Origin of the sequence: Actinomadura roseirufa, from assembly GCF_900659635.1 — a bacterium.
Lineage (GTDB): Bacteria > Actinomycetota > Actinomycetes > Streptosporangiales > Streptosporangiaceae > Spirillospora > Spirillospora roseirufa.
The window spans coordinates 1-25,123 of sequence record NZ_CAACVB010000115.1 but is presented as its reverse complement, the minus strand read 5'-3'; the positions used below and the strand labels follow the sequence as shown (position 1 = coordinate 25,123).

Here is a 25,123-nt window from a genome sequence, read left to right as displayed (position 1 = left end):
ATCCCGATCGCGCGCGCCGCCGGGGGCACCCGGGTGACGTCGCGGCCGTCGATCAGCACCTCGCCCTGGTCGGGGGCGAGGAACCCGGCGACGAGCGCGGCGACCTCGGCGGGCGACGGGTCGCCCCGGACGATCCGCAGGAACGGCGTGTCTTCGGCGGTCATGGCTTCTCCTCGCCTCCGTGACCGGGCATCGTGGGAGGGCCGGGTCAGAGCGGGATGTTCCCGTGCTTCTTGGGCGGCAGGGTCGTGCGCTTGTCGCGCAGCGCCCGCAGCGCCCGGACGACCTGCCCGCGCGTCTCGGACGGCTTGATCACGCTGTCGACGTAACCGCGCTCGGCCGCGATGTAGGGGTTGGCGAGGGTGTCCTCGTACTCGGTGATCAGCTCGGCGCGGCGGACGTCGGGGTCCTCGGCCGCGGCCAGCTCGCGCCGGTACAGGATGTTGACGGCGCCCTGCGCGCCCATGACGGCGATCTGCGCGGTCGGCCAGGCGAGGTTGACGTCGGCGCCGAGGTGCTTGGAGCCCATGACGTCGTAGGCGCCGCCGTACGCCTTGCGGGTGATCACCGTGACGAGCGGGACGGTGGCCTCGGCGTAGGCGTACAGCAGCTTGGCGCCGCGCCGGATGATCCCGTTCCACTCCTGGTCGGTGCCGGGCAGGAAGCCCGGGACGTCCACGAAGGTCAGCACGGGGACGTTGAACGCGTCGCAGGTGCGGACGAACCGCGCGGCCTTCTCCGAGGCGTCGATGTCGAGCGTGCCGGCGAACTGCATCGGCTGGTTCGCGACGATGCCGACCGAGTGCCCCTCGACCCGGCCGAAGCCGACGATGATGTTGGGCGCGAACTGCTCCTGGACCTCCAGGAACTCGCCGTCGTCCAGCACGTGCTCGATGGCGGTGTGCATGTCGTAGGGCTGGTTCGGCGAGTCGGGGACGAGGGCGTCCAGCTCCTCGTCGAGCTCGGCCGGGTCGGTGGGCGCGTCGAGCGCGGGCGCGTCGGACAGGTTGTTGGACGGCAGGTACGACAGCAGCGCCTTGACGTACTCGATCGCGTCGTCCTCGTCCGAGCCCTGGTAGTGGGCGACGCCGGAGCGGGAGTTGTGCGAGTGGGCGCCGCCGAGCTCCTCCATCGTCACCTCCTCGCCGGTGACCGTCTTGATCACGTCGGGGCCGGTGATGAACATGTGCGAGGTCTTGTCGACCATGACGATGAAGTCGGTGATCGCCGGGGAGTACACCGCGCCGCCCGCGCACGGGCCCATGACCAGGGAGATCTGCGGGATGACGCCGGAGGCGTGCACGTTGCGCTTGAAGATCTCGGCGTAGAGGCCGAGGGCGACCACGCCCTCCTGGATCCGCGCGCCGCCCGAGTCGTTGATGCCGACCACCGGGCAGCCGGTCTTCAGCGCGTGGTCCATGACCTTGCAGATCTTCTCGCCGAAGACCTCGCCGAGCGAGCCGCCGGAGACGGTGAAGTCCTGGCTGAACACCGCGACGGGCCGGCCGTCGACGGTGCCGTGGCCGGTGACGACGCCGTCGCCGTAGGGCCGGTTGCGCTCCATCCCGAAACTGGTGGAGCGGTGCCGGGCCAGCTCGTCGAACTCGACGAACGAGCCGGGGTCCAAGAGTGCGTCGATCCGCTCACGGGCCGTCATCTTGCCCTTGGCGTGCTGCTTCTCGACGGCGCGCGCCGATCCGGCGTGCACGGCCTCGTGCCGGCGCCGCTCCAGGTCCGCGATCTTTCCCGCGGTCGTGTGGACGTCGATGCCGGCCGGGGGTTCAGGGGCTTCCATCGCCATGCGGGCCAGGGTAACCACATCCCGATCCCGCGCTCGCGACCGGGGCGCCCTGACCGGGGTGAACGCGCGCCGGGGCCGCTCACTACGCTGGGGCGGGTGGCTACTGAGACGCGTGAGACCGTCCGGCGGGACATGCCGGAACCGCTGCGCCGCGACGTGCGGCTGCTGGGGGCCATGCTCGGCGACGCCCTCGTGGAGTACGGCGGCCGGGACCTGCTGGACGACGTCGAGCGGCTGCGCCGCGCGGTGATCGCGGCCCGGCTGGGCGAGACGGACGGCGCCGAGGCCGCCGCCCTGGTCGACGGATGGACGCTGGAACGTGCCGAGCAGGTCGCGCGCGCGTTCACCGTCTACTTCCACCTGACGAACCTGGCCGAGGAGCACCACCGGATCCGGACGCTGCGCGAGCGCGACACCGGCGGCGTCGTCCCCGGCTCGGTGGCGGCGGCCGTCGAGCGGATCCGCGCCGAGGGGGACGGGCGGCTCGCGGAGGTCGTCGAGGGGCTGGAGTTCCGGCCGGTCTTCACCGCCCACCCGACCGAGGCCCGCCGCCGCGCCGTGGTCACCGCCATCCAGCGGATCAGCGACCTGCTCGCGGCGCTGAACGCCGGGACGGGCGCGGGGGAGCGGGAGGAGGCCGGGCGGCGGCTCCGCGAGGAGATCGACCTGCTGTGGCGGACTGCGCTGCGCCGCGGCGCGCAGATGGACCCGCTGGACGAGGTCCGCACCGCGATGGCCGCGTTCGACGAGACGATCTTCCGGGTCGTCCCGGACGTCTACCGGGCGCTCGACCAGGCCCTCGACGATGACACGGCCGAGGACACCGCCGAGGGCGGGGACGGCGCCAGCGGGGCGCGTCCGCCGCGGGTCCGCCCGTACCTGCGGTTCGGCAGCTGGATCGGCGGGGACCGGGACGGCAACCCCTACGTCACGGCCCGGGTCACCCGGGACGCGGTGATGATCCAGGCCGACCACGTGCTGCGGGCGCTGGAGGCGGCCTGCGGGCGGATCGGCCGGGAGCTGACCGTCCACGAGGCCACGACGCCCGCGTCGCCGGAGCTGCGCGGCGCGCTCGCCGCGGCCCGCACCGCGCAGCCGGGCCGGACCGGCGAGCTGGCCCAGCGCTCGCCGGGCGAGCCGCACCGCCAGTTCCTGCTGTACGCGGCGGCGCGGATCGCCGCGACCCGTGAGCGGGACGCCGATCTCGCCTACGGCTCGCCCGAGGAGCTGCTGGACGACCTGCGGACCGTCCAGGACTCGCTGGCGCGGGCGGGCGCCGTCCGGCAGGCGTACGGGCGCGTCCAGCATCTGATCTGGCAGGTCGAGACGTTCGGATTCCACCTGGCCGAGCTGGAGATCCGCCAGCATTCGGAGCTGCACGAGAAGGCCCTGGCCGAGGTCCGCTCCGGCGGGGAACTGAGTGAGATGACGGAGGAGATCCTTGAGACCCTCCGCGTCGTGGCGTGGATCCAGCGGCGCTTCGGCGTCCGCGCCTGCCACCGCTACGTCGTGTCGTTCACCCGCTCGGCCGAGGACATCGCGAACGTCCACGAGCTGGCGGCCTCGCTGGGCGACGGCGCGCCCGTCCTGGACGTCGTCCCGCTGTTCGAGACCGGCGAGGACCTGGAGCGCGCCCCGCGGGTGCTGGAGGGGATGCTGGAGATCCCGGCCGTCCGGCGCCGGCTGGACGACACCGGCCGCCGGCTGGAGGTCATGCTCGGCTACTCCGACTCGGCCAAGCAGCTCGGCCCGGCCAGCGCCACCCTGCGCCTGTACGACACGCAGGAGGCGCTCACCGCGTGGGCCGCGCGGAGCGACGTCACGCTGACGCTCTTCCATGGCCGCGGCGGCTCGCTCGGCCGGGGCGGCGGCCCCGCGAACCGGGCGATCCTGGCGCAGGCGCCGGGATCGGTCGCGGGCCGGTTCAAGGTCACCGAGCAGGGCGAGGTGATCTTCGCCCGGTACGGCCACCCGCAGATCGCCCGCCGCCACGTCGAGCAGGTGACCAGCGCGGTGCTGCTGGCCTCGACCGGCCCCGTCCAGGACCGGGCGCGCCAGGCCGCGGCCCGGTTCCGCCCGCTCGCCGACAAGATCGGTGAGGCGGCGAAGGCGGCGTTCCGGGCGCTGATCGAGACCGACGGGTTCGCCGCCTGGTTCGCCCGCGTCAGCCCATTGGAGGAGATCGCCGAGCTGCGCATCGGCTCGCGTCCGGCGCGCCGCAAGGCCGCCCGGGACCTGGACGACCTGCGGGCGATCCCGTGGGTGTTCGCCTGGACGCAGACGCGGGTGAACCTTCCCGGCTGGTACGGCCTCGGCAGCGGTCTCGCGGCCGTGTCCGACGACGGCCGGGACGTGTCGGAGCTGCGCGAGGCGTACGAGGCGTGGCCGCTGTTCAACACGCTCCTCGACAACGCCGAGATGAGCCTGGCCAAGTCCGACCGGGCGATTGCCGAGCGCTACCTGGCGCTGGGCGGGCGTCCCGAGATGACCGCGACCGTCCTGGCGGAGTACGACCGGACCCGCGCGCTGGTGCTCGCGGTCACGGGCCACGAACGGCTGCTGGAGAACCGCCGCGTCCTGTCGAGGGCGGTGGAGCTGCGCGACCCGTACGTGGACGCCCTGTCGCATCTCCAACTGCGGGCCCTGGCCGCGCTGCGCGCCGGGGTCGACGACGAGGAGGAGCGTGGCCGGATGGAGTCGTTGCTGCTGCTCTCGGTGAACGGCGTCGCCGCCGGTCTCCAGAACACCGGCTGATGGCGCCCGTCAGGCGCCACATCGAGACCCTCTGAGGGCCGTCCTCCCCGGTCAGGACGGCCAGTCGGGCTTGCGTTTGGCGTTGAAGGCGGCGATGCCCTCGCGCCGGTCGGGGGAGAGCGCGGCGGTCCGCCAGGCGTTGTCCTCCAGGTCGAGGGCGGCGTCCAGGGACACGCCGCCGCCGAGCCGCAGGGCGCGCTTGGCGGCGCGGACGGCGATGGGCGAGTTCCGGGCGATCTGCCCGGCGATCGCGAGGGCCTCCTCGCGGGCGGTGCCGCCGGCGACCTTCCGGTCGGCCAGGCCGAGGTCCAGGGCCTCGTCCACGCCCACCCGGCGGCCGGTGAGGACCAGGTCGGCGGCCCTGCCGGGGCCGAGCCGGCGCAGCGCGAGCTGGGTCCCGCCGCCGCCGGGGACGAGCCCGACGCCGACCTCGGGCAGCCCGAAAACCGCCGTCGCGTCCGCGACGATGATGTCGGCGGACAGCGCGAACTCGCAGCCGCCGCCGAGCGCGTAGCCGTGCACGGCCGCGACCACCGGCTGCGGCAGGTTCAGCACGCCGCCGAACGCGGCCCGGAACACCGGCCGCTGCGCCATCAGCTCGTCATCGGTCATCCCGTTGCGCTCTTTGAGATCGGCGCCCACGCAGAACGCCTTCTCGCCCGCGGCGCTCAGCACCACGGCCCGCGCGGAGGCGTCCGCGGCCACCTCGGCGCAGACGGCGGCGAGGCGCCGCGCCATGGCGGTGGAGAGGGCGTTCAGGGCCTCCGGCCGATCCAGAACGATCTCCGCGACGTGCTCGTCGGGGGCCCCGCGCCGCAGCGTCACGCCCTCCAGGGTCACTCCATCCACATCCGCACCCTATGCGCTGAACCGGCCGTGGAAGGAGGTCGCCCGGCGCCCGGTGACGCGCGCCATGCAAGATGACTGTGTGAGCGATTCACCTTATGGAGATCTGGAGAGGCCGCCGCTGCACGGGGAGGCGCTGCGGCGCTCGCTCGTCCGGCCGGACGGGCTGTGGCGCGACGTCCGCGTCGTGGCCGAGACCGGGTCGACCAACGCCGATCTCGCCGAGGCGGTCCGGGCCGGAGAACCGGAGGGGACCGTGCTGGCCACCGAGGTCCAGACCGCGGGCCGGGGCCGGCTGGGCCGCTCCTGGGCCGCGCCGCCGCGCTCCGGGCTGATGTTCTCGCTGCTGCTGCGGCCCGCGGTGCCGGTGCCGCTGCTCGGCTGGGCGCCGCTGCTGACCGGGGTCGTGGTGGCGACCGCCGTCCGCCGGATGACCGCCCGGAACGAGCGCGAGGAGGGCGTCCCGGCCGTGGACGCCCGCCTCAAGTGGCCCAACGACGTGCTGGTGGGCGACCGGAAGCTGGCCGGGATCCTGGTCGAGAAGGTCGAGGACGCGATCGTCGTCGGCGTCGGGCTGAACGTCGGCCTGCGGGAGGAGGAGCTGCCGGTGCCCGCGGCCACGTCGCTGGCGATCGAGGGGGCCCTGCTCAGCGACCGGGCGCCGCTGCTGCGCGCGATCCTGCGCGAGTTCGAGACGTGGTACCGGGAGTGGACCGCGCTCGGCGGCGACCCGGAGACCAGCGGCCTGCGCACCGCCTACAAGGACCTGTGCGCGACGCTCGGCCGTCAGGTGCGGGTCGAGCTGCCCGGCGCCCAGGCGCTCGGGGGGACGGCCCGGGACGTCGACGGCGCGGGCCGGCTGGTCGTCGCCGGGCCGGCCGGCGAGCGCGCGGTGAGCGCCGGTGACGTGGTGCACGTCCGATGAACACCCCGTGCCGAACACCGAAACGCCGTCGGATCTGCAACGATATGTCGTGGTACCGGGCCACGACACCGCCGACGGGGCCCACGGCGACGGTGGACTGAGGGGCGGGCAGATGGCGGCCGGATTGCCGGATCCGAAGGAGATCGAGGAGCTTCTCCTCGGGGGCGAGCTGCGCTACACGCGCGTCGACGCCGTCCGTCTCTCGGGGGTCACCCGGGAGTTCTCCGGCCGGCTGTGGCGGGCGTTCGGGTACCCGTCGATGCCGGACGACGCCGTCGCCTACACCGAGGGCGACATCGCCGCGCTGTGCCGCATCCGCGGGCTGATGGAGGACGGCGTCCTGGACGAGGACGGGGTCATCCGGCTCGTCCGCGCGTTCGGGCAGACGATGACGCGGCTCGCCGAGTGGCAGGTGAACCTCCTGCGCAGCATGCTCGGCCATGATCTCGGCGACCAGCAGCCGTCCGCCCAGGCCGTGGACACGATCGTCGACATCGCCGAGCGGCACGTCGAGGAGTTCGAACCGCTGGTGGTGCACGCGTGGCGGCGCCAGCTCGCCGCCGCCGGGACCCGCGCGATGGCGGCGGCCGCGACCCGCGAGAACGGCGACCCCTCGGGCCGCCCGATGACCACCGTCGGGTTCGCCGACATGGTGTCGTTCACGCAGGTCAGCCGGGAGCTGGAGGAGATCGAGCTGGCCCGGGTGGTGGAGTGGTTCGAGGAGACCGCCGCCGACATCATCGCCTCCTGCGGCGGGCGGCTGGTGAAGACGCTCGGCGACGAGGTCCTGTTCAGCGCCGAGACCCCGCGGATCGGCGCGGAGATCGCGCTGACCGTCGCCGCCGCCATCCAGGACGAGACCGAGGTGCCGGACGTGCGGGTCGGCGTGGCCTACGGGCCGGTGCTGCCCCTGATGGGCGACGTGTTCGGGACCACCGTGAACCTCGCGGCCCGGCTGACCTCGCTGGCCCGGCCGGGCGCCGTGGTGATCGACACCGAGCTGGCCGCGCAGCTGGAGAAGGAACCGGCCTACGAGGTGACCCGCATCGTGCGCCGCCCGGTCCGCGGCCTCGGCATCGTGCAGCCGTACGTCCTGCGCCGCAACCCCAAGCCGCCGGACGGCTCCGGCGTCGAGACCCTGCACCTGCCGCCCACCGCGTAGCCCGCCCGCACGGGCCCACCTAGGCGGGGTCCGCCCGCGGTGGCGCGCACCGCCGCGCCGTGACGCCCCCGCGCCGTGACGGCGGGGGCGGAACGGGCGGGAGCGTCAGACGGCGCTGGGCGTGCCCTCTCCGGGGGCGTCGGTGAGGCGCTGCAGGTAGTTCTGCTCGCCCAGGGCCCGGACGAGGGCGATCTCGGTTTCGAGGTAGTCGATGTGCTCCTCCTCGTCGGCGAGGATGTCCTCGAAGATCCGGGCGGAGGTCACGTCGCCGCGCGAGCGCATCAGCTCGATGCCGGGCCGCAGCCGGGCCACGGCCTCCATCTCGACCTGAAGGTCGGCCTCGAGCTGCTCGAAGACGGTCTGGCCGATGCGCAGCGTCCCGAGCCGCTGGTAGTTCGGGAGCCCTTCGAGGAACAGGATCCGGTCGGTCAGCCGCTCGGCGTGCCGCATCTCGTCGATGGACTCTTCCCGGGTGTGCCGGGCGATCCGGGTGTAGCCCCAGTTCTGCTGCATCTTGGAGTGCAGGAAGTACTGGTTGATCGCGGTCAGCTCGGCGGTGAGCTGCTCGTTCAGCAGCGCGATGATGTCCTTGTCCCCATCCATACCGCCCCATGCTTCCACGGCGCCCCGGAAGTAAACAGCACTGACCCCCGTACGGCGAGTGCTCACCCCTCATGGGCGGGCCGTACGGGGACCTGGATCGCGGGTCAGGCGGCCGTCTGCGGGGCGGTTCCCCTTTCGCCGTCGCCGAGGACGAGGGCGTCCCCGGCCGCGGGCCGTGTCTCGAAGGCCGGTGCGTCGAAGGCCGGTGCGTCGAAGACGGGCGCGCCGGTGGTCCGGTGCGCGGGTCCGGGCACGGCCGTGAGGGAGGCGGGGCCGCCGGTGAGGGCGTCGGCCAGGTCGCTCGCGGTGCGGTACTCGCTGATCATCGCGTGCAACCGCTTCGTGCAGTTGCCGCAGCCGGGCTTCATGCCGCAGGCCGCCCTGACGTCCTTGGCGGTGACGCAGGCGCCGCTCGCCATGCAGCCGTGAACGTCGTCCTCGGTGACGGCGTTGCAGATGCAGACGTACATCCGGTGGGGAACCTTCCCTGCGACGATGACGGACATTGAGCACCTGACCTGGGCTCTTAGGCTGCCCTCAATAAGGTTAGGCTCCCCTAAGGTAGCTCACGTCCGTCCGTTCTGGCCAGAGACCTCCCCAATGGTGTGATCCAACCCTCAGGGGGAAAGGGTCCCGTCGCATTGGACGGGAGGACGGGACATTGGCGCAGGTATGGCCGGGCGACGCATATCCGCTCGGGGCCCGCTTCGACGGAGCGGGGACGAACTTCGCCGTGTTCTCCGAGGCGGCCGAACGGGTGGAGCTGTGCCTGTTCGACGGGCCCGCGGGGGACGACGAGGAGACGAGGCTGACGCTGCCGGAGGTCGACGCCTTCGTGTGGCACGCGTACCTGCCGGGGGTGATGCCGGGGCGGCGGTACGGGTACCGGGTGCACGGGCCGTACGAGCCGCGCCTGGGGCAGCGGTGCAATCCGGCGAAGCTCCTCCTCGATCCGTACGCGATGGCGATGGAGGGGACGGTCGACTGGGACGAGTCGTGCTTCGGCTACCGGTTCGGGGACCCCTGGTCGCTGAACGACCGTGACTCGGCGGGGCACACGATGCGGTCGGTGGTGGTCAGCCCGTACTTCGACTGGGGCGACGACCGTCCGCCCCGGATCCCCTACCACGAGACGGTGATCTACGAGGCGCACGTCAAGGGCCTGACCGCCCGTCATCCGGAGGTGCCGCGCGCGCTTCGCGGGACGTACGCGGGCCTCGCCCATCCGGTGATCACCGATCATCTGCGCTCTATCGGCGTGACGGCGGTGGAGCTGATGCCCGTCCACCAGTTCGTGCACGACGACGCGCTCGTCCGCCGCGGGCTGCGCAACTACTGGGGCTACAACACCATCGGCTTCTTCGCCCCGCACGCCGAGTACTCCTCCTCGGGACACCGGGGCGAGCAGGTGCTGGAGTTCAAGGCGATGGTGAAGGCGCTGCACGAGGCGGGTATCGAGGTGATCCTCGACGTCGTCTACAACCACACCGCCGAGGGCAACCACCTGGGGCCGACGCTGTCGTTCCGGGGGATCGACAACGCCTCCTACTACCGGCTCGTGGAGGACGACGCCCGCTACTACATGGACACGACCGGTACCGGGAACAGCCTGCTGATGCGCGGCCCGCACGTCCTGCAGATGATCATGGACTCGCTGCGGTACTGGGTGACGGAGATGCACGTGGACGGGTTCCGCTTCGACCTCGCCGCGACGCTGGCCCGCGAGCTGCACGAGGTGGACCGGCTGTCGGCGTTCTTCGACCTCGTCCAGCAGGACCCGGTGGTGTCGCAGGTGAAGCTGATCGCCGAGCCGTGGGACGTCGGCGAGGGCGGCTACCAGGTCGGCAACTTCCCGCCGCTGTGGACGGAGTGGAACGGCAAGTACCGCGACACGATGCGCGACTTCTGGCGCGGCCGGCCGGGGTCGATGCCGGAGTTCGGGTCGCGGCTGACCGGCTCGTCCGACCTGTACGCCGACGACGGCCGCCGCCCCAACGCCTCGATCAACTTCGTGACCTGCCACGACGGGTTCACCCTGCACGACCTCGTGTCCTACGACCACAAGCACAACGAGGCCAACGGCGAGGGCGGCGCCGACGGCAGCGACGACAACCGGTCATGGAACGGCGGTCACGAGGGCCCCACGGACGACCTGGACCTCATCTCGCTCCGTGAGCGCCAGAAGCGCAACTTCCTCACCACGCTGTTCCTGTCCCAGGGCGTCCCCATGCTCTCCCACGGCGACGAACTGGGACGGACCCAGAACGGCAACAACAACGCCTACTGCCAGGACGGCGAACTGTCCTGGGTGGACTGGACGGGCCTGCGCGAGGACACGTTCTTCGACGAGCGCGGCCCGCTGCTGGACTTCGTCCGCCGGGTGTCCAAGCTGCGCACCGAGCATCCGGTGTTCCGGCGACGGCGCTTCTTCCGCGGCAATCAGCTGAGCGCCGACCAGATGAGCCTCGGCCCGCGGAGCGGGCCCGGAGCGCGCGCGGGCACCGACCCGCCGGCGCAGGAGCTGCCCGACCTGGTGTGGTTCACCCCCGGCGGCGACGAGATGGCCGACACGGACTGGTCGGCCGGCTTCAACAAGTCGCTGATCGTGTTCCTGAACGGCGACGCGATCGGCGAGCCGGACCGGCGCGGCCGGCGGATCCGGGACGACTCGTTCCTGCTGCTGGTCAACGCGCACGACGGGGACCTGGCGTTCGTGCTCCCGGCCGCCGTGCACGGCCAAATGTGGATCAAGGTGCTCGACACCGCCGACCCGCTGCTGGCGGAGGAGGAGTCCCCCGTGGTCAAGGCCCGCGAGACCGTCCCGGTCGGTGCCCGCTCCATCCAGGTGCTGCGCCGTGTCTGACCCCGTCCAACCCCCCGCCCCCGCCCAGCCCCCCACCGTCCCGGATGCCACCACCCCCATGCCAGATGTCCCCGACGTGCCCGTCGTTCCCCCGGTTCCGGCGCCCGCCGTCCCCGACGCCTCCCCGCACGCCGCCGGACCGGAGGCGGCCGAGCCCGCCACCGCGGAGCCGCCGCCCGGCGGCCCGGCCGGCGCGCTTCCCGGCGAGCCGGCGGCCGAGGAGCGGCGCGCCGACGAGCCGATGCCCGACCCCGCCTTCGCGGCGCCCCCCTCCGGCACCTACCGGCTCCAGCTCCGCGCCACGCCGGAGGACCGCTTCGGGTTCGCGGAGGCCGCCGAGCTCGCCCCGTACCTGGCGGCGCTCGGCGTGTCCCACGTGTACCTGTCGCCGATCCTGCAGGCGGCCCCGGGTTCCGCCCACGGCTACGACGTGGTCGACCACGGCCGTCTCTCGGACGAGCTGGGCGGGGCGGAGGCGTTCGGCGCGATGGCGGCCCGGTTCCGCGCGCACGGCCTGCGGCTGCTGGCCGACGTCGTGCCCAACCACATGGCGATCCCGGAGCCGCGCGAGCTGAACGCGCCGTTCGCCGCCGTGCTGGCGGACGGCCCGTCCTCGCCGTACGCGCGGTGGTTCGACGTCGACTGGGAGGCGGGCGGCGGACGGCTCGTCCCGCCCGGCGAGGGCGAGCCCAACTACCGGCGCTTCTTCGACATCTCCGGGCTGATCGGGCTGCGCCAGGAGGAGCGTGAGGTGTTCGACCGCACGCACGGGCTGCTGCTGGGCCTGGTCGAGGAGGGCCTGGTGGACGGGCTGCGGATCGACCACCCGGACGGCCTGGCCGACCCGCGCGGGTACCTGCGGTGGCTGGAGGCGGCGGCGCCGGGCCGCTGGGTGCTGGTGGAGAAGATCACCGAGGGGACCGAGCGGCCGCCGGCGGACTGGCCGTGCGCGGGCACCACCGGCTACGACTCGCTCGGCGCGGTCGGCGGCCTGTTCCTCGACCCGGCGGGCGAAGAGCCCCTGACCGCCCTCTACACGGCGCTGACGGGCGGCCCCCGGTCCTTCGGCGAGGTCGTGCGCGAGGCCCGCCGGCACGTGGCCGGGCACGGCCTGAAGCCCGAGGTCGACCGGCTGGCGCGGGTGCTGCGCCGCACCGCGGGCGAGCGTCCCGGGCTGGAGCGGGCGCTGGTGGAGCTGCTCGTGGCGATGCCGGTCTACCGGGCCTACGTGGTGCCGGGGGAGGACGCGCCGCGGGAGGCGGCCGAGGTGCTGGAGGAGGCCGCCGGCCGCGCTCGGGCGAGTCTGCCGGAGGATCTGCACGCCGACCTGGACGCCGTCGTGCGGCTGGCCCTGGGCCGCGGCATGAGCCAGGACCCGGAGTTCATCATCCGGTTCCAGCAGACCACGGCGCCGCTGGCGGCCAAGGGCGTGGAGGACACCGCGTTCTACCGCTGGAACCGGATGGCCGCCCTGAACGAGGTGGGCGGCGACCCGGGCCGGTTCGCGGTGAGCCCCGTGGACTTCCATTCCCACTGCATGCGGCTGGCCCGGGGCCGCCCGTTGACGATGACGACGCTGTCCACGCACGACACGAAACGCCAGGAGGACGTCCGCGCCCGCTTGGCGGTTCTGACGGAGCTTCCACGCGAGTGGGCGGAAGCGGTGGAACGGTGGCGTGGATGGTGGGGGCCTGACGAATCACCCCTGGAACCCGATCTCGACTACCTGTTCTGGCAGACGCTCGTCGGCGCTTGGCCGCTCACCGAGGAGCGGTTGACCGAGTTCCTCGTCAAGGCGATGCGGGAGGCGAAGACACGCACGGACTGGGTGGAAGTGGACGCCGCCTACGAGGAGTCCGTCCTCGCCCACGCGCGGCGCGTCCTCGGCGATGCGGGCCTGATCGCCGACCTCGCGGCCTTCGTGGCGCGGCTGGAGCCCTACGCGCGGGTGAACTCCCTCGGGCAGAAGCTCCTCCAGCTCACCATGCCCGGCGTTCCGGACGTGTACCAGGGCTGCGAGCTGACCGGCCGGGCGCTGGTCGACCCCGACAACCGGCGCCCCGTCGGCTACGGGCGGCGCCGCGAGCGCCTGCTGCGGCTGGACGACGGCGCCCCGCCCCGGGACGTGGACGACGAGAAGCTGCTGGTCACCTCGCGTGCGCTGCGCCTGCGCAGGTCGCGCCCCGAGTGGTACGGCCCGGCCGGGCGGCATGAGCCGGTCGGCGCGCTGGGGCCCGGCGCGGAGCACGTGGTGGCGTTCCTGCGCGGCGCGGCCGTCACGCTCGCCACGCGCCTGCCCATGGGGCTGGAGCGCCGGGGCGGCTGGGCCGGGACGCAGGTGGAGCTCGGCGGCCAGGGCTGGCGGGACGTCCTGTCCGGAGCCGAGCACGAGGGCTCCGTGCTCGACGCGGGCGCCGTCTTCGAGCGCCTGCCGGTCGCGCTGCTCGTCCCGTCCGTCCGTCCCTGAGAGAGGCCCCCGTTGAGCGCATGGTTCGAGGTATGGGCGCCCGCCGCCGGGCGGGTGGACGTCGAGACCGGCCACGGCACCGGCGTCGCCAGGCACCCGCTCGCCCACCTGGACGGGCGCCCCGGATGGTGGGGCGCCGAGGTACAGGCGGCCGCCCACGGTACGGACTATGGCTTCGTCCTGGACGGAGGCGAGCCGCTGCCCGACCCTAGATCCCCGTGGCAGCCGGACGGCGTCCACGGCCGGAGCCGCGTCTACGACCACGGCGAGTTCACCTGGACGGACCAGCAGTGGCACGGGCGTCCCTTCCCCGGCAGCGTCCTGTACGAACTGCATGTCGGGACGTTCACCCCGGAAGGGACCTTCGACGCCGCCGCCCGCCGTCTTCCCCACCTGACCTCGCTCGGGATCGACGCCGTCGAGATCATGCCCGTCGCCTCCTTCCCCGGCCACCACGGCTGGGGGTACGACGGGGTCCACCTGTGGGCGCCCCACGAGCCCTACGGCGGCCCGGACGGGCTGAAACGCCTCGTGGACGACGCCCACGCCCACGGGCTGGCCGTCATCCTGGACGTCGTCTACAACCACCTGGGGCCCGACGGGAACCGCCTGGGCGAGTACGGCCCGTACTTCACCGACGCCCACACCACCCCCTGGGGCGACGCCGTGAACTTCGACCAGGAGGGCTCGGACGAGGTCCGCGCCTTCGTCGTCCAGAACGCGCTCATGTGGCTACGGGACTACCACGTGGACGGGCTCCGGCTCGATGCCGTCCACGCCATCGCCGACCAGCGCGCCGTCCACGTCCTGGAAGAACTGGAAGGCGCGGTGGCGAGCCTTTCCGCTCACCTGGGACGGGAACTGTTCCTCATCGCCGAGTCCGACCTGAACGACCCCCGCATGGTCACCTCACGGGACGCGGGCGGATACGGCCTCGACGCGCAATGGAGCGACGATTTCCACCACGCCCTGCATGCGGCTCTCACAGGAGAGCGGCAGGGCTATTACTGCGACTTCGGTTCCCTGGAGACGCTGGAGAAGGCTCTGACACGCGTGTTCGTCCACGACGGGACCATGTCGTCCTACCGGGGACGACATCACGGCCGCCCAGTGGACGTGCAGGTCACTCCCGCACATCGCTTCGTGGGGTTCTTGCAGAACCACGACCAGATCGGGAACCGCGCCTCCGGCGACCGGATCGCGGCCACGCTCACCCCTGCCCAGCTCAAAGTGGGAGCGGCACTCCTCCTTCTCGCACCGTTCACCCCCATGCTCTTCATGGGAGAGGAATGGGGAGCGACAACGCCGTGGTGCTACTTCACCGACCACGTTGACCCCGGCCTGGCGCGAGCGGTGAGTGAAGGCCGCCGCCGTGAGTTCGCCAGGCACGGCTGGAAGGGAGATGTCCCCGACCCTCAGGCCGAGGACACTTTCCGCGCCTCCGTGCTCGACTGGGTCGAACCCGCCAAGGCGCCCCACCGCGAGCTGCTGGACTGGCACCGCTCCCTCATCGGGCTCCGCCGCTCCCGTCCGGAGGCGAACGACCCGCGCCTGTCCGCGACCAGTGTCCTGACCGGTGAGCGAGGCTGGCTGATGATGTGGCGCGGCGGCCTCGGCGTGGCCGCGAACCTCGGCGGCGATCCCGTCCGAATTCCGGCCGGGGGACCCACCGGCCGGGAGCCGGAACCGCGGCTGCTGCTGGCCTCGGACCAGGCGGTCCACCTCGAACCGGACGCCGACGGCGATTCCGGAACCGCGATCCTGGTGCTCCCGCCGGCGTCGGCCGCGGTCCTCGGCTGAGCCCGGGGACGCGCGACCGGGCGAGATGCCGATCACCTCCCGCTCTATCCGGGAATCGGGGTGTTCGAGGATGTACTACGAGTGGCAAACCGCAGGTCAAGAGCGTGGCGGCGACCGGGCAATGTTCAAGAATGGTCATACGATCGGTCCATGACCTCAGTACTGCTCGCCGAGGACGACACGTCCATCTCCGAGCCTCTCGCCCGCGCGCTCCGCCGTGAGGGGTACACCGTCGAAGTCAGCCCGGACGGACCGCAGGCGCTGGAGCGGGCGCTCGGCGGCGGTGTGGACCTCATCGTCCTCGATCTGGGCCTGCCCGAACTCGACGGCCTCGAAGTGGCCCGCCGGGTGCGTGCCGAGGGGCATGGAGTCCCCATACTGATCCTCACCGCCCGGGCCGACGAGGTCGACACCGTCGTCGGGCTCGACGCGGGTGCCGACGACTATGTGACCAAGCCGTTCCGGCTCGCCGAACTGCTCGCCCGGGTGCGCGCGCTGCTGCGCCGGGGCAGCACCGAGACCCCGATCGTCCAGGGGGTGCGGATCGACGCCGAGTCGCGCCGCGCCTGGATGGGCGACCAGGAGCTCCAGCTCACCACCAAGGAGTTCGACCTGCTGCGCGTGCTCGTCCGCGACGCGGGCAAGGTCGTCACCCGCGAGCAGATCATGCGCGAGGTGTGGGACACGAACTGGTGGGGCTCCACCAAGACGCTCGACATGCACATTTCCTGGCTGCGCCGCAAGCTCGGCGACGACGCCGGCAGCCCCCGCTACATCACGACGGTGCGGGGCGTCGGCTTCCGGTTCGAGCGCGGCGACTAGTCGCCGGCCACCACGGCCGTGCGGTCCTTCCCCGCGCCTCGCGAGGCCGCCGGGGCGGTTCCGCACGGGCGTGGCCACATCTTCGAAGGAGCCCCTGATGAGGCGCCGACTCCTCCTGTCGACGCTCGCGGTGGCGGTCGTCGCGATCCTGCTGCTCGGCATTCCCCTCGCCTTCGCCACCCACAAGCTCATCTACGAGGAGGCCGGGCAGTCGCTGGACCGGGAGGCGGCCGCCATCGTCGGCGGCGTCGGCTACAGCATCGAGTCGCATCGGCCGCTGACCGGCGAGAAGATCGCCCAGGAGTACCCCGGCCGGCACATCACGGTGACGCTGCCGGACGGCCGGACGGTCACCGCGGGCCGCTCGCCCGGCCGCGGTGAGCGGCTGCTCACCGCCACCGGCGCGGGCGACGGGGTCCGGGTGCGGATCGCCCGCCCGGCCGCCGAGGTGCGTGCCGAGGCGCTGCGGCCGCTGCTGCTCATCGGCAGCCTGGCGCTGCTCGGCGTCGCCGTCACCGTCGGCCTGGCGATGGTCCAGGCCCGCAAGCTGACCCTCCCGCTCATCGACCTCGCCGAGACCGCCGACCGGCTCGGCACCGGCAACGCCCGGCCGCGCCGCCGCCGCTACGGCATCGCCGAGGTCGACCGGGTCGCCGAGGTGCTGGACCGCAGCGCCGTCCGGATCGCCGACCTGCTCGCCGCGAGCCGCGAGTTCGCCTCCGACGCCAGCCACCAGCTCCGCACCCCGCTGACCGCGCTGTCGATGCGGCTGGAGGAGATGATCGAGGCGGCCGACTATCCCGACGTCGTCCGGGAGGAGGGCGCCGCGGCGGTCGCCCAGACCGAGCGCCTCGTCGCGGTCGTGGAGCAGCTGCTGGCCCGCGCCCGGCACGACCGCACCGGCGGCGCGGTCGCCTCGCCGGTGGACGACATCATCGCCCAGCAGGTCGAGGAGTGGCGGCCGATCTTCCGGCGGGACGGCCGGGACGTGCGGATCACCGGCGAGCCGGGCCTGGTCGGCATGACCAACCCCGAGGGGCTCTCCCAGATCGTCGCCACCCTGCTGGACAACTCGCTGATGCACGGCGCGGGCACCGTCACGATCAACACCAAGCCGGGGGCGAGCTCGGTGGTGGTCGAGGTCGGCGACGAGGGCGCCGGGATCCCGCCGGAGCTGGAGCCGCGCATCTTCGAGCGCAGCGTGAGCGGCGGGAAGGGCACCGGGCTCGGGCTCTACCTGGCCCGCTCGCTCGCCGTGGTGGACGGGGGGCGGCTGGAGCTGATCCAGGCCCGCCCCGCCGTGTTCGGCGTGTTCCTCCGCCAGGCCGCCGAGGCGCGGCTGGCGTCCGAGCGGGTCGTCATCGGCCCCGCCTGACGCCCCGCCCTTTCCGGAGGGCTCACGGGCGCGGCGGGGCCGGGCGAGTTCGGTGCCGGTCCGTGCCGGTCCGGGGGCCGGGTGATCAGTGCGTCTGGGTGAACGGGGCGTCCGCGTCGAGCGGGTGCCCGAGCCTCGGGGCCGTGCCCGGCCGGCCGGCGTGCCGGCCGTTCGCCCGGTGCGCGCCGGGCAGGTGGTCGGGCGCCCCGTGCGCCGCGTCGCCCCCCGCGCCGTCCACCGCTCCGCCCGGGCGGCCGGGAACGGCCTCGGCGGGCGGGCCGGACGGGGCCTCCGGCAGGCCGGACGCCGGGTCGACCTGCGGGGCGGTCGGCGGCAGGAACACCCACTTCTTGTACGCCCAGTAGCGGAACAGGGTGGCGACCCCGGTGCCGACCACCAGCGAGGCGTTGAAGGGGATCGGGCCGGACAGTTCCAGCACGTAGCTGGTGAAGCCCACGAACAGCTGCGTGATCGCCAGGCCGACGCCGTTCAGCGCGAAGAACAGCACGTACTCGCGGCCGAGGCCGGTGCGGTCGCGGTGCCGGAACGTCCAGTACCGGTTGGCCGCGTAGGAGAACGTCGTGGCGACCACCGTGGCGACCCCGTTGGACGTCAGCGGGCCCACGCCGAGCCCCGTGTGCAGGGCGTTCGCGAGTGCGAAGGTGATCACGAAAGCGATCGCGCCGACGCTGCCGAACTTCGCGAGCTCGCGCACGAGGTGCGCGAACCGCCGTTGGATAGAGGCGACGAGGCTCACGAAGAGGAACCGTCCTTCCGGACTTCGGCTACGGCCGCGGTACCGCCGGTGATGGCGCGGCGGCCACTGCAAAGGCACGAACGAGGATAGACGCACGTGACCCGGGGAGGTCGGAACATGAACGTTTCACGCCGTCCGTGCCGTTCCCTCCACGCCTCCCTCCCCCCGTGCGCGCCGTCCACACACCGATCGGGCCGCCCCGATCCGGTGTCCTCCCGATAGGACGCGGGGGGCGGCCGATTCGTTCGGCGCGAATCGGCCGATAGCCTCTGAGCGTGACAGATCCAGCTCAGATGCCGGCCGTCGGGATGGCGGGCGGCGGCCAACTGGCCCGGATGACGCAGCAGGCGGCGATCGCGCTCGGCGTCCGGCTGCGCGTGCTCGCTGGCGCCGCCGCCGATTCGGCGGCCACGGTCGTCTCGGACGCCCGGGTCGGGGACGACCGGTCCCTGGACGACCTGGCCGCGTTCGCCAAGGGATGCGACGTGGTGACGTTCGACCACGAGCACGTACCCGGCGCCCATATCCGGGAGCTGGAGGACGCGGGCGTGGCGTGCCGTCCCGGATCCGCGGCTCTGGCCCACGCACAGGACAAGCTCGTCATGCGCGAGCGTCTCTCCGAAATGGGCGTGCCCTGCCCCGCCTACGCGCACGTGCCCGCCGAGGAGCCGCTGGCCTTCCTGGAGGAGTTCGCCGGAGAACACGGCTGGCCGGTGGTCCTCAAGGCCACCCGCGGCGGCTACGACGGCAAGGGCGTCTGGATCGTCCGCGGCCTCGGCGACGAGGACGCCGAGACCGTCCGGCGGCTGTCGGCGGAGGGCGTCGACCTGATGGCCGAGGCGCACGTCCCGTTCCGGCGCGAGCTGGCCGCGCTCGTCGCGCGCTCCCCCTACGGGCAGGGCGCCGCGTACCCGATCGTGGAGACCGTCCAGGAGGACGGCATCTGCGTGGAGGTCCTCTCGCCCGCTCCCGGCCTGTCCCGGGACCTCGCCGCCGAGGCGCAGAGCCTCGCCCTGCGCGTCGCGGACGAGCTCGGCGTCGTGGGGCTGCTGGCCGTCGAGCTGTTCGAGACCGCGCCGGACGGCCCGTCCGGCGGGCACGGGCTGGTGGTGAACGAGCTGGCCATGCGCCCGCACAACTCCGGCCACTGGACGATCGAAGGCGCCCGCACGTCCCAGTTCGAGCAGCACCTGCGCGCCGTCCTGGACCTGCCGCTCGGCTCCACCGAGCCCACCGCGCCCTATACGGTCATGGCGAACGTCCTGGGCGGCGACGACCCGGACGTCTACTCCCGCTATATCCACGTGATGGCGCACGATCCGGCCGTGAAGGTCCACTTCTACGGCAAGGAGGTGCGGCCCGGCCGCAAGATCGGGCACGTGACCGCGCTCGGCGGCGACCTCGCCGAGCTGCGCGAGCGCGCCCGGCACGCCGCCGACTACCTGCGGTGGGGGCCGGCCATGAAGGAGGAGCGATGACCGGGGGACCGGAGGCGCCGCTCGTCGGCGTGGTGATGGGCAGCGACTCGGACTGGCCGGTCATGAAGGCCGCCGCCGAGGCGCTGGAGGAGTTCGGCGTGCCCCATGAGGCCGACGTCGTCTCTGCCCACCGGATGCCGCACGACATGATCGACTACGGCGAGACCGCCGCGGGCCGCGGGCTGCGCGTGATCATCGCGGGGGCCGGCGGCGCCGCGCACCTGCCGGGCATGCTCGCCGCGGTGACGCCGCTGCCGGTGATCGGCGTGCCCGTCCCGCTGAAGTACCTGGACGGCATGGACTCGCTGCTGTCGATCGTGCAGATGCCCGCGGGCGTTCCGGTCGCCACGGTCGCCGTCGGCGCCGCGCGCAACGCGGGCCTGCTCGCGGTCCGGATCCTCGCCGCGTCGGACCCGGCCCTCCAGGAGCGGATGCGCGACTTCCAGCAGGATCTGTACGACCAGGCCAGGGCCAAGGGACAACGGTTGCGACAGGCCCGCTGAGCCGCCCGGCGCCCTCCGGCCGCCGGCCCAGTGCCAGCCTCAGTGCCGGCGCAGGGCCCACTCCACCGCGGGGCACCGGTTCATGACCACGTCGAGCCCGGCGTCGCGGGCGCGCCGCGCGGCCGCCTCGTCGATCACCTGGAGGGGCAGCCACACCGCCCGCGCGCCGGCGGCGATCGCCTCGTCCACGGCGGCGCCCGCGTGCTCGGACCGGCGGTACACGCCCACCACGTCCACGGCGGACGGGTCGGGCAGCTCGGCCAGCGACCGGTAGCCCGGCTCGCCGAGGACCTCCGCCCCGGCCGGGTGCACGGGAATGATCCGCTTCCCGCGCTGCTGCATCAGCCGGGCCTGGGCGTGGACCTCCCGGCCGGGATTGTCGCCCAGTCCCACGAACGCCCACGTCCGGGACTCGTTCAGCAGCCGCCGGATCACGTCCGGGTCGGCGTAGGCATCGGTCATGCCCACCACAACATCATCGGCGTCCGGTTCGTTCCCGCCCGGCGGGTCAGGGGCGGCCGAGGGCCCGGTAGTTCCACCCGGCGGCCCGCCACCGCTCGGGGTCCAGGGCGTTGCGGCCGTCGACGATGTTGCGTTCGGCGACCGCGCCGGCCAGCGCGGCGGGGTCCATGTCGCGGAACTCGGCCCACTCGGTGAGCAGCAGCACGACGTGCGCCCCGGCGGCGGCGTCCAGCGCCGACTCCCCGAAGTCCAGCTCCGGCTGGGCGCGGCGGGCGTTGCCCATGGCCTTCGGGTCGTAGACCGTCACCCGCCCGCCCTGGGCCCGGATGGACGCGGCCACGTCCAGCGCCGGGGAGTCGCGGACGTCGTCGGAGTTCGGCTTGAACGCCGCGCCCAGCACGCCGACCGTCCGGCCGGCGAACGATCCGCCGAGCAGCTGCCGGGCGAGGTCCACCATCCGGACGCGGCGGCGCATGTTGATCTGGTCGACCTCGCGCAGGAACGTCAGCGCCTGGTCGGCGCCGAGCTCGCCCGCGCGCGCCATGAACGCCCGGATGTCCTTGGGCAGGCAGCCGCCGCCGAAGCCGAGCCCGGGGCCGAGGAACCGGCCGCCGATCCGGTCGTCGTACGCCAGCGCCTCGGAGAGCTTGGTCACGTCGGCGTGCGCGGCCTCGCACACCTCCGCCATCGCGTTGATGAAGGAGATCTTGGTGGCCAGGAACGCGTTCGCCGACACCTTCACCAGCTCGGCGGTCGGCAGGTCGGTGGTGAGGAAGGGGACGCCCGCGCCGATCATCCCCGCGTAGAGCTCGCGCAGCAGCTTCTCGGCGTGGTCGGCGGCGCCCTGCTCGGCGGGGAGCCCCGCCACGATCCGGTCGGGGTGCAGGGTGTCCTGGACGGCGAACCCCTCGCGCAGGAACTCGGGGTTCCAGACGAGGACCGCGTCGCCCCCCGCCGGGGCCGCCCCGGCGAGCGCCGCCGCGAGCCGGGCCGCCGTCCCGACCGGCACGGTCGACTTGCCGACGACCAGGCACGGCCGGTGCAGCAGCGGCGCCAGGGCGGCGACCGCGGCGTCGACGTAGGTCAGGTCCGCGGCGTACTCCCCGGCCTTCTGCGGCGTCCCGACGCACAGGAAGTGGACGTCGCCGAACCCGGCGGCCTCGCCGTAGGACGTGGTGAACCGCAGCCGCCCGCTCGCCAGCCCCCGGCGCAGCATCGGTTCCAGGCCCGGCTCGTAGAAGGGCAGGTCGCCGGCCGACAGGCGGGCGATCCGTTCCTCGTCGACGTCCAGGCCGAGCACCTCGAACCCCAGGTCCGCCATGCACGCCGCGTGCGTGGCGCCGAGGTAACCGGTACCGATGATCGTGAGGCGTTGGGTCAAGGCGGGCTCCTTTCGGTTCACTGCGCCGCCGCGGCCTCCAGTGAACCCTCACGTGCACTCTGCCCCATTCGAGGCGGCGTCCGCATCGGCCAGGGGCCCGTACCGGCCGGTAGCACCGCGGCCGTCCAGGGACCTTAGCGAGACTCAAGCCCTTCTCCAGCGTTCCCGGTCACCTTTGCCGGGAACTTCGTCCTGGAGGCTGCCGTGGGTCTTGCCGCTGCTCCCGTCGCGCCGCTGAGCTCGCATCAGCTGCTCGTGTTCCTGCTCCAGGTGGCGGTCCTGCTCATCCTGGCACTGGCGATGGGACGCCTGGGCATGCGCCTGGGCATGCCCGCCGTCGTCGGGGAGCTGTGCGCGGGCGTCGTCCTGGGGCCGTCCCTGCTCGACCATCTCGCGCCGGACCTGACCGGCTGGCTGCTGCCGAAACAGCCCGTCCAGTACCACCTCATGGACGCCTTCGGGCAGATAGGCGTGCTGCTGCTCGTCGGCCTCACCGGGATCCAGCTTGACCTCACGCTGGTCCGCCGCAGAGGGCTCGCCGCCGCGAAGATCAGCCTTTTCGGGCTGCTGGTGCCGCTCGTCCTCGGGGTCGCCTGCGGCCTGACGCTGCCCGGGTCGCTGTTCGCCGCGGGGGCCGAGCGCGGCGTCTGCGTCTCCTTCCTCGCCGTCGCGATGTGCGTCAGCGCGATCCCGGTGATCGCCAAGACCCTGATGGACATGAACCTGCTGCACCGCAACATCGGGCAGCTCACGCTGACCGCCGGGATGATCGACGACGCGGTCGGCTGGCTGATGCTGTCGATCGTCTCGGCGATGGCGACGGTCGGCGTCAGCACCGGGAAGGTCGCCACGTCCATCGGCTACCTGCTGCTGGTGCTGGTCGCGGCGGTGCTGCTGCGGGCGCCGATCGGCGCGCTGCTGCGCCGCGTCGTCGCGCGGGGCGAGCCGGCCCTCACGATCGGCGTGATGATCGCGATGATGCTGCTGGCCGCGGCGGCCTCCCACCGGCTCGGGCTGGAGTCCATCTTCGGCGGCTTCGTCTGCGGCATCGTCATCGGGTCCACCGGCGCCGTCGAGGCGTCCCACCTGGCCCCGCTGCGCACCATCGTCCTCGGCTTCATGGCCCCGGTGTTCTTCGCCACCGCCGGGCTCCGGATGGACCTCACCGCCCTCGGCCGGCCCTCGGTGCTGCTCGCCGCGGTCGTGGTGCTGGTGGTGGCCATCGCGGGCAAGTTCACCGGCGCCTTCGCCGGCGCCCGGCTCAGCCGCCTGGACCGCTGGGAGGCGCTGGCCCTCGGCGCCGGGATGAACGCCCGGGGGGTGGTCGAGGTCGTCGTGGCCATGGCGGGCCTGCGGCTCGGCGTGCTGAGCACCGAGACCTACACCATCATCGTCCTCGTCGCGATCGTCACCTCGCTGATGGCGCCGCCCATCCTGCGCCTGGCGATGCGGCGGGTCGAGCTGACCGCGGAGGAGGACCTGCGGGAACGGGCGTTCACCTGGCACGAGCCCGTCCGGCCGGAGTCTCCGGACGGGGTCGCCTGACGCGCGCGCCGGCGCGGGCGCGCGCGAAGGCCCCCGCCCGGTCGCCCGGACGGGGGCCTTCGCCGGCGCTCCCGAACGGTCAGGAACGCGAGATCGCGACGATGAGCTTGCCGTTCTTGTCGACGCGCGGCCGCAGCGTGAGTCCGCCGTAGGTCGCCTTGGCCTTGCCCGAACGAGGGTCGAGAGAGGTCTGCATGATCGACTGCTTGTCCCGCAGGGTGAAGGTCGCGCGGGAGCCGTCGTAGGTGACCTCGATCGGCTCCAGGCCGTTCTTCCCCTCCACCGGGATCTTGTCGCCGTCCTTCACCTCCACCTCACAGCTCGCGCTCCGGCACGCCGCGAGGTCGGTGCCGTTCTTGGCCTCCGACGCGGCGCCGGGCGCGGCGGCCTGCTGAGCCTTCGGCTCCTCGGCCGTCTTCGGAGCGGCGTCCGGTGCCTTCGAGCCGGCCTTCGAGTCGGCGTTCGTGTCGGGCTTCGTGTCGGGCTTCGACTCGGGCTTCGCGTCGGTCTTGCCGTCGGTGCCGGGCGCCTGCGGGCTGGTGCCGGTGGCCTGCGGGTCGCCGCTGGGCGCCTGCGTGCCGGTGTTCGTCGCCTGCGGATCGCCGTTCGGCGTCTGCGGGCCGGCGGCCCGCGGGTCGTTGTTGTTCTGCGGATCGGTGTTGGGCGCCTGCTGGTTCGCGTTGGCGGCCTGCGGGTCGCCGTTCGCCGCCTGCGGGTCGCTGTTCGGCGCCTGCGCGTGGGCGTCGGGCGTCTGCGGGTCGCTGTTCGGTGACTGCGGCTGCTGAGCGGCCGCCGGCTCCTGCGCGGCCTGCGGCGCCTCGGCCTGGCCCTGCCCCGGGCGCGGCGCGGCCGCTCCCGGATCGGGCGCCTCGCCCGCGGGGGGCGCGGGCGCCCCGGACGCGGGAGGCGCCGGCGCCTCGGTGGCGCCGAGCGCTTCGCCGCTGAAGGCCGTGAGGGCCAGCGCGGCGGCGACGGTCGTGGTCAGCAGGGTGAGAACCCGGTTCGACATCCTGTGAACTCCTGACGATCGTTCGTCATTTCCCTCCGTTACCTATCACTACGGAGAGTGAACGATCAACGACGCCGCGCCATGGGAGCGGAGAGGCGTCCCAGGTCAGGCGGGGGGCGGCTCGTCCACGAGGAGTGTCTGCAGCACGCGGCCGAACTCTCCCGAGGCGTCCGCGAGCGTCGCCTCGCACAGCGCGCTTCCGTGCGGCGAGGCGTGCAGGGCGGCGCCCATGCAGAGCCACTCCCCGGCGGGGTCGCGGTGCAGCGCGACCGTCAGATCCGTGTTGATGATCAGCCACGCGGACGGGTCGATCTGGCTGCCGATGCCGGACGCGCTGTCGGCCAGGACGAGCGCGCGCACCAGCGGCGTGTCGGCCTCCCCGGCGACGAGCGGGACCTTCGCCCGCGCCCACGTGCGGCCGGGCCCCGGGTCGGCCATGGAGCCCTCCAGCAGCCGCCACTCCATCGCCGCGAGGTAGCCCTCGGTGAAGGCGCCCGCCCAGGCCCTGAACGGCGCGGGGGAGGCGGGCACCGGCGGCGGCGCGGGCGCGTGCGCGGCGGCCGGCAGCCG

The 25,123-nt window shown here is 73.3% G+C and carries 21 protein-coding genes; 11 read left to right on the top strand and 10 right to left on the bottom strand.

Translation table 11 applies throughout. The features are described from left to right. Positions 1-164, bottom strand: a 164-nt coding sequence (locus E1291_RS45185) for an acyl-CoA carboxylase subunit epsilon (protein ID WP_370771024.1), incomplete at its 3' end; no start/stop codon positions are given. 44 nt (positions 165-208) lie between these two features. Further along, the gene (locus E1291_RS23260) at positions 209-1,801 is read right to left on the bottom strand and encodes an acyl-CoA carboxylase subunit beta (RefSeq protein ID WP_131740092.1); all 1,593 of its coding nucleotides are present in this window, start codon (positions 1,799-1,801) and stop codon (positions 209-211) included. Positions 1,802-1,933: 132 nt separating this feature from the next. On the opposite strand from E1291_RS23260, the gene E1291_RS23255 reads away from it, so the two are divergent. Continuing rightward, positions 1,934-4,555, top strand: a complete 2,622-nt coding sequence (locus E1291_RS23255; RefSeq protein ID WP_131740099.1) for a phosphoenolpyruvate carboxylase — start codon at positions 1,934-1,936, stop codon at positions 4,553-4,555. Positions 4,556-4,606: 51 nt separating this feature from the next. Here E1291_RS23255 and E1291_RS23250 read toward each other — a convergent pair whose 3' ends face one another. Further along, the gene (locus E1291_RS23250) at positions 4,607-5,404 is read right to left on the bottom strand and encodes an enoyl-CoA hydratase/isomerase family protein (protein WP_242614324.1); all 798 of its coding nucleotides are present in this window, start codon (positions 5,402-5,404) and stop codon (positions 4,607-4,609) included. Between the two features lie 79 nt (positions 5,405-5,483). On the opposite strand from E1291_RS23250, the gene E1291_RS23245 reads away from it, so the two are divergent. Both E1291_RS23245 and E1291_RS23240 read left to right on the top strand, forming a co-directional pair. Continuing rightward, entirely contained in the window at positions 5,484-6,326 is an 843-nt protein-coding gene (locus E1291_RS23245; protein WP_165495254.1) for a biotin--[acetyl-CoA-carboxylase] ligase, read from the top strand. Between the two features lie 112 nt (positions 6,327-6,438). Beyond that, positions 6,439-7,488, top strand: coding sequence for an adenylate/guanylate cyclase domain-containing protein (locus E1291_RS23240; protein ID WP_131740097.1), 1,050 nt, complete (start codon positions 6,439-6,441; stop codon positions 7,486-7,488). 105 nt (positions 7,489-7,593) lie between these two features. Here E1291_RS23240 and bfr read toward each other — a convergent pair whose 3' ends face one another. Further along, positions 7,594-8,091: a bacterioferritin gene (gene bfr, locus E1291_RS23235; RefSeq protein WP_131740090.1), complete on the bottom strand. Its 498-nt coding sequence runs from the start codon at positions 8,089-8,091 to the stop codon at positions 7,594-7,596. Positions 8,092-8,195: 104 nt separating this feature from the next. Further along, on the bottom strand, positions 8,196-8,597 hold the full coding sequence (locus E1291_RS44695; RefSeq protein ID WP_207400889.1) for a (2Fe-2S)-binding protein: 402 nt from the start codon (positions 8,595-8,597) through the stop codon (positions 8,196-8,198). 155 nt (positions 8,598-8,752) lie between these two features. On the opposite strand from E1291_RS44695, the gene glgX reads away from it, so the two are divergent. The 5 genes from glgX (at position 8,753) to E1291_RS23205 (ending at position 17,418) form a co-directional block, all read left to right on the top strand. Further along, positions 8,753-10,954, top strand: a complete 2,202-nt coding sequence (gene glgX / locus E1291_RS23225; protein WP_131740089.1) for a glycogen debranching protein GlgX — start codon at positions 8,753-8,755, stop codon at positions 10,952-10,954. A 58-nt stretch (positions 10,955-11,012) separates the two neighbouring features. Continuing rightward, the gene (gene treY, locus E1291_RS23220; protein WP_278045279.1) at positions 11,013-13,421 is read left to right on the top strand and encodes a malto-oligosyltrehalose synthase; all 2,409 of its coding nucleotides are present in this window, start codon (positions 11,013-11,015) and stop codon (positions 13,419-13,421) included. Between the two features lie 12 nt (positions 13,422-13,433). Continuing rightward, positions 13,434-15,221, top strand: coding sequence for a malto-oligosyltrehalose trehalohydrolase (treZ, locus tag E1291_RS23215; RefSeq protein ID WP_131740088.1), 1,788 nt, complete (start codon positions 13,434-13,436; stop codon positions 15,219-15,221). A gap of 150 nt (positions 15,222-15,371) precedes the next feature. Beyond that, on the top strand, positions 15,372-16,043 hold the full coding sequence (locus E1291_RS23210; RefSeq protein WP_019629095.1) for a response regulator transcription factor: 672 nt from the start codon (positions 15,372-15,374) through the stop codon (positions 16,041-16,043). Positions 16,044-16,140: 97 nt separating this feature from the next. Continuing rightward, positions 16,141-17,418, top strand: coding sequence for an ATP-binding protein (locus E1291_RS23205; RefSeq protein ID WP_131740087.1), 1,278 nt, complete (start codon positions 16,141-16,143; stop codon positions 17,416-17,418). Between the two features lie 85 nt (positions 17,419-17,503). Here the strand turns inward: E1291_RS23205 and E1291_RS23200 are convergent, their stop codons facing one another. Beyond that, positions 17,504-18,175: a GtrA family protein gene (locus E1291_RS23200; protein WP_131740086.1), complete on the bottom strand. Its 672-nt coding sequence runs from the start codon at positions 18,173-18,175 to the stop codon at positions 17,504-17,506. A gap of 293 nt (positions 18,176-18,468) precedes the next feature. On the opposite strand from E1291_RS23200, the gene E1291_RS23195 reads away from it, so the two are divergent. Beyond that, on the top strand, positions 18,469-19,653 hold the full coding sequence (locus E1291_RS23195; RefSeq protein ID WP_131740094.1) for a 5-(carboxyamino)imidazole ribonucleotide synthase: 1,185 nt from the start codon (positions 18,469-18,471) through the stop codon (positions 19,651-19,653). After that, positions 19,650-20,156: a 5-(carboxyamino)imidazole ribonucleotide mutase gene (gene purE, locus E1291_RS23190; protein WP_131740085.1), complete on the top strand. Its 507-nt coding sequence runs from the start codon at positions 19,650-19,652 to the stop codon at positions 20,154-20,156. The genes E1291_RS23195 and purE overlap by 4 nt, the downstream gene beginning before the upstream one ends. Before the next feature lie 39 nt (positions 20,157-20,195). Here the strand turns inward: purE and E1291_RS23185 are convergent, their stop codons facing one another. Both E1291_RS23185 and E1291_RS23180 read right to left on the bottom strand, forming a co-directional pair. Then, the gene (locus tag E1291_RS23185) at positions 20,196-20,618 is read right to left on the bottom strand and encodes a CoA-binding protein (protein ID WP_131740084.1); all 423 of its coding nucleotides are present in this window, start codon (positions 20,616-20,618) and stop codon (positions 20,196-20,198) included. Between the two features lie 46 nt (positions 20,619-20,664). Continuing rightward, positions 20,665-21,999, bottom strand: coding sequence for a UDP-glucose dehydrogenase family protein (locus E1291_RS23180; RefSeq protein WP_131740083.1), 1,335 nt, complete (start codon positions 21,997-21,999; stop codon positions 20,665-20,667). Between the two features lie 204 nt (positions 22,000-22,203). On the opposite strand from E1291_RS23180, the gene E1291_RS23175 reads away from it, so the two are divergent. Next, positions 22,204-23,544 (top strand): cation:proton antiporter, encoded by a 1,341-nt coding sequence (locus E1291_RS23175; RefSeq protein ID WP_242614323.1) that lies wholly within the window; start codon positions 22,204-22,206, stop codon positions 23,542-23,544. A 79-nt stretch (positions 23,545-23,623) separates the two neighbouring features. Here the strand turns inward: E1291_RS23175 and E1291_RS23170 are convergent, their stop codons facing one another. Together E1291_RS23170 and E1291_RS23165 are read right to left on the bottom strand one after the other, a co-directional pair. Beyond that, complete coding sequence (locus tag E1291_RS23170; protein ID WP_131740082.1) at positions 23,624-24,553, bottom strand: hypothetical protein; 930 nt, start codon at positions 24,551-24,553, stop codon at positions 23,624-23,626. Between the two features lie 105 nt (positions 24,554-24,658). After that, a partial coding sequence (locus E1291_RS23165; protein WP_165495253.1) for a thioesterase family protein occupies positions 24,659-25,123 on the bottom strand: 465 nt, incomplete at its 5' end.

Coding starts and splice junctions, on each gene's coding strand:
- purE (WP_131740085.1), top strand. CDS start 19,650: ATGACCGGGGGACCGGAGGCGCCGCTCGTCGGCGTGGTGATGGGCAGC.
- E1291_RS44695 (WP_207400889.1), bottom strand. CDS start 8,597: ATGTCCGTCATCGTCGCAGGGAAGGTTCCCCACCGGATGTACGTCTGC.
- treY (WP_278045279.1), top strand. CDS start 11,013: ATGCCAGATGTCCCCGACGTGCCCGTCGTTCCCCCGGTTCCGGCGCCC.
- E1291_RS23260 (WP_131740092.1), bottom strand. CDS start 1,801: ATGGCGATGGAAGCCCCTGAACCCCCGGCCGGCATCGACGTCCACACG.
- E1291_RS23195 (WP_131740094.1), top strand. CDS start 18,469: ATGCCGGCCGTCGGGATGGCGGGCGGCGGCCAACTGGCCCGGATGACG.
- E1291_RS23205 (WP_131740087.1), top strand. CDS start 16,141: ATGAGGCGCCGACTCCTCCTGTCGACGCTCGCGGTGGCGGTCGTCGCG.
- E1291_RS23210 (WP_019629095.1), top strand. CDS start 15,372: ATGACCTCAGTACTGCTCGCCGAGGACGACACGTCCATCTCCGAGCCT.
- E1291_RS23255 (WP_131740099.1), top strand. CDS start 1,934: ATGCCGGAACCGCTGCGCCGCGACGTGCGGCTGCTGGGGGCCATGCTC.
- E1291_RS23170 (WP_131740082.1), bottom strand. CDS start 24,553: ATGTCGAACCGGGTTCTCACCCTGCTGACCACGACCGTCGCCGCCGCG.
- bfr (WP_131740090.1), bottom strand. CDS start 8,091: ATGGATGGGGACAAGGACATCATCGCGCTGCTGAACGAGCAGCTCACC.
- E1291_RS23240 (WP_131740097.1), top strand. CDS start 6,439: ATGGCGGCCGGATTGCCGGATCCGAAGGAGATCGAGGAGCTTCTCCTC.
- E1291_RS23185 (WP_131740084.1), bottom strand. CDS start 20,618: ATGACCGATGCCTACGCCGACCCGGACGTGATCCGGCGGCTGCTGAAC.